We start from the raw sequence: 2,892 nt of genomic DNA on the forward strand, positions 1-2,892 counted from the left end.
GCGGGGTCACCGATACCAGTTCCCAGGTCACGGTCTCATTGGCGCTGAACTCGTACACGTAAGGGTCCATGAAGCATACCGTGTCGTTGCCTGAGCTGGATGAGGTGATGGTGGGCGCCCAAAGGACAGGCGGGGCCTCATAGGTCACATATAAATCAAGTTCGTTCATGTCCAGGGTGTAGGTCTCTGCCCCGGTCAGGAACGACCATCCAGCAAGGCCAATGTAGATGGTGCCATTGTCATCATATTGGTCCTGCCAGGTCTCACTGAACCCCTCTCCCATGACATAAGAGCCCGATTGCCAAAGCTGGAAGACATGCCCATCGTCAGGGGTCTGAGCGTTGATGTACTCATCGGTGAAGGTGATGCCGGACCATCCAGTTCCAGTGAAGGGGTCTATGGCGTACACGTCCACCGGACTCGTGGCCGCTGGACCCGAATCGAACCCAAAGGTGAGATTGACCATGGACAGGTCCATGCCACTACCTATTTCAGCTTCCAGGTCGAAACCCATTATGGCTATGCGGTCATAGGTCAGGACGGTGTTGCCGCTGAACATGACCACGGCAGCGGATATGTAACCGCTGGCCCCCTTCACCACGTAGGGATTTATAGCATCGCTCTCTTCACCGGACACCTCTGGCATGAACATAAATGCTCCCATGATGAGCATGAACACCAGGAACATGACAGCGAACCTCTTGACCATCATTCCACCTCTCTGGACTGGTAAAGGATTATGCCAATGGTCAGGATGCCGATGAACCCCAGCCATAGATTGGCCCCGTCAGCGAACACCAGGACCAGTACCGACAGGAACAGCCCCAGGGCCACGCCATACCGGGGTATGACGAAGTTCAGCAGGATGGGCGGCAGGAAGGCTATGAGGCACCAAATGATTCCCATGAGCCAGGTATCAGTGCTGCTCTCCCCCAGCGTTTCCATGTCACCCATGTACACGCTGGAATAGAGCCCGCTGCCGTCCGGGTCAAAGTGGTCGGTGGCATCCTCAGCGTGGACCACGGCCACGAAGACCGCATAGGCGCTTTCCCCATCGGCCACGAAGAGCGCCGCGTCCAGCGGGTCATCGGGATAATACCCGTAGAAATAGGTCTTGGTGACCAGGGTGCCATTCCCCTCATAGATTGCCGTGAGCTGCTCATGAAGGATGGTGTCACCCTTCAGCACTGAAATGTAACCGCGATGCTCTTCAGTATCATTCACCGTATAGCTGAGAATCACCGAGCGAAGCCGCCAGCCCTCTGAGATTTCCAATTGCGAGTGCTGCCCGGTGAAGGTGTAGTTATATGTGAGACCTTCAGCCGACAGGAAGCTCAGGGAAACGTAGTCCAGCTTATCCTCCGAAGGGGCCAGTGCGGCATGGCCGGGCATAGGGACCAGGCTCAATATCAGGAACAGGCCCAACAGGCCCAGGCAGAATGAGCGCGTGAACTTCATGGCTGAAGTATATTTCGCCCACGTTTATTAATCCTTCGTATTTGTAAAAATGCTCGGGCACTAGCGCAATATTTATATTAACAATAGTTAATTCATGTTCCATGGATAACCTGATGTCCAAGGTCATTGGCATCGCGGTAGCCCTGCTCTTGGTGGCGGTCCTGGTGCCTGTCGCCCTGACCACCCTGGCTGGCGCGAATGTCACTGGCGTCGATGATACCGTGGTTACTGTACTGACCATCCTGTTGCCTATCCTGGCAATCATCGGGATTGCGATGTACTTTATCCCCCGCTGGAAGTAAAGGCCAGCGGGTCCCATCGCGCCCTTAAACCTTTTCCTTTTCCTTCTTTTCCTTCCAGCCCTGGATGCCATGCTCGATGAACTGGCTGAAGATATTGCCCAGCAGCATGGCCAGGAAGAAATTGCTCAGATAGGGGAAAGAGGCCCAGCCCAGCTTCAACCATATTATGAAAAGAAAGGGGGATGCGGCCCCGGTCCAGTAGATAGGGCGCATCAGAAAAGCGTCCACGAAGTCCTCATCGGTGAAGGTCATTTCTCGAACCTGATGCCCAGGCCAGCACATAGCCCGGACAGGAACCCGAAGACCACGCCCAGGGGCCAGTAGATGAGCCCGGTCACCATGCCCAGGCCCACGAAGACCACTACCAGGAGCAGGACGTACACGTGCATGGTGAAGGCCCTGGTGAGCTTTTCCCTGAAGGAATCACGGTCCATCGCGCTCACCCTCACTTATGATTCGCTCCCGCCACAGCACGAAGTAGTCATTCATGCCCAGGGGCAGCCACCCGAAGTCGCGTGAACGGGCGTTGTTCTCATCCACGTATATGCGGTAGTCGTTCAGAAAGCATAACAGGCCCATGCGGTCCATGTCCCACCAGTGCAGGGGGTCTTGAAGGGAAATGGAACGGGAAAGGGTTTTGGGGTCGATGGGCAGCATCGGCCCACCTCAGAGCAGGGTCACCGTGTACTCACGGTTGAAGCCATCCCCGGCCCCGGCGATGTTCACGTGTTGGTCCACGAGGTCCTTCCAGTTCTCGCTGATGATGGTGTACAGCTTGTTGCTGGAAAAGAGCAGGTCCACGTCCTTCCCCTGCTCATCCTTCCCATGAAGGATATGGAAGACCCCGTTCCTTCCTTCAGCGTCCTCTATGGTCTGAGGGATGATTACCATGCCCTCTTCGGTCAGTTTGCCCGCTGAGACACCCTTGGTGTTCAGGTCCTCGGTCTTGAACTGGCGGCTGCCAGTTATCGGTTTCTTAGCCATGTTCTCTACGTCCTGCCGCGGCGCCCGGTAGGCACCTGCGGCATTTTTCCGATAGGCTGAGCGAAATATATAAACATTTCCTCAAAAACTTAACTGGCGTTAACGTGTTCAGCACTGGCTAATAGAGCCTTTTATATACAACCTTTCA

General features: G+C 55.2%; 7 protein-coding genes. 1 reads left to right on the plus strand and 6 read right to left on the minus strand.

The window, feature by feature from the left end:
* On the minus strand, window positions 1–712 hold a 712-nt coding region (locus tag WC359_15385; protein MFA5401834.1), incomplete at its 3' end, for a hypothetical protein.
* Window positions 709–1,458: a hypothetical protein gene (locus WC359_15390; protein ID MFA5401835.1), complete on the minus strand. Its 750-nt coding sequence runs from the start codon at window positions 1,456–1,458 to the stop codon at window positions 709–711. The genes WC359_15385 and WC359_15390, both read right to left, overlap by 4 nt.
* A 113-nt stretch (window positions 1,459–1,571) precedes the next feature.
* Between WC359_15390 and WC359_15395 the strand changes: the two genes are divergently transcribed.
* On the plus strand, window positions 1,572–1,760 hold the full coding sequence (locus WC359_15395) for a hypothetical protein (GenBank protein MFA5401836.1): 189 nt from the start codon (window positions 1,572–1,574) through the stop codon (window positions 1,758–1,760).
* A 24-nt stretch (window positions 1,761–1,784) separates the two neighbouring features.
* Here WC359_15395 and WC359_15400 read toward each other — a convergent pair whose 3' ends face one another.
* The 4 genes from WC359_15400 to WC359_15415 are packed head-to-tail and all read right to left on the minus strand — an operon-like array spanning window position 1,785 to window position 2,744.
* A complete protein-coding gene (locus WC359_15400; protein ID MFA5401837.1) occupies window positions 1,785–2,012 on the minus strand; it encodes a hypothetical protein in 228 nt (75 codons plus the stop codon).
* Window positions 2,009–2,194, minus strand: a complete 186-nt coding sequence (locus tag WC359_15405) for a hypothetical protein (GenBank protein MFA5401838.1) — start codon at window positions 2,192–2,194, stop codon at window positions 2,009–2,011. The genes WC359_15400 and WC359_15405 overlap by 4 nt, the downstream gene beginning before the upstream one ends.
* On the minus strand, window positions 2,184–2,417 hold the full coding sequence (locus WC359_15410) for a hypothetical protein (GenBank protein MFA5401839.1): 234 nt from the start codon (window positions 2,415–2,417) through the stop codon (window positions 2,184–2,186). The genes WC359_15405 and WC359_15410 overlap by 11 nt, the downstream gene beginning before the upstream one ends.
* Before the next feature lie 9 nt (window positions 2,418–2,426).
* Window positions 2,427–2,744 (minus strand): hypothetical protein, encoded by a 318-nt coding sequence (locus WC359_15415; GenBank protein ID MFA5401840.1) that lies wholly within the window; start codon window positions 2,742–2,744, stop codon window positions 2,427–2,429.
* Between the last annotated feature and the right edge of the window lie 148 nt (window positions 2,745–2,892).

Source organism: Dehalococcoidia bacterium, from assembly GCA_041653995.1.
Classification (GTDB): Bacteria; Chloroflexota; Dehalococcoidia; order GIF9; family UBA5629; genus CAIMUM01.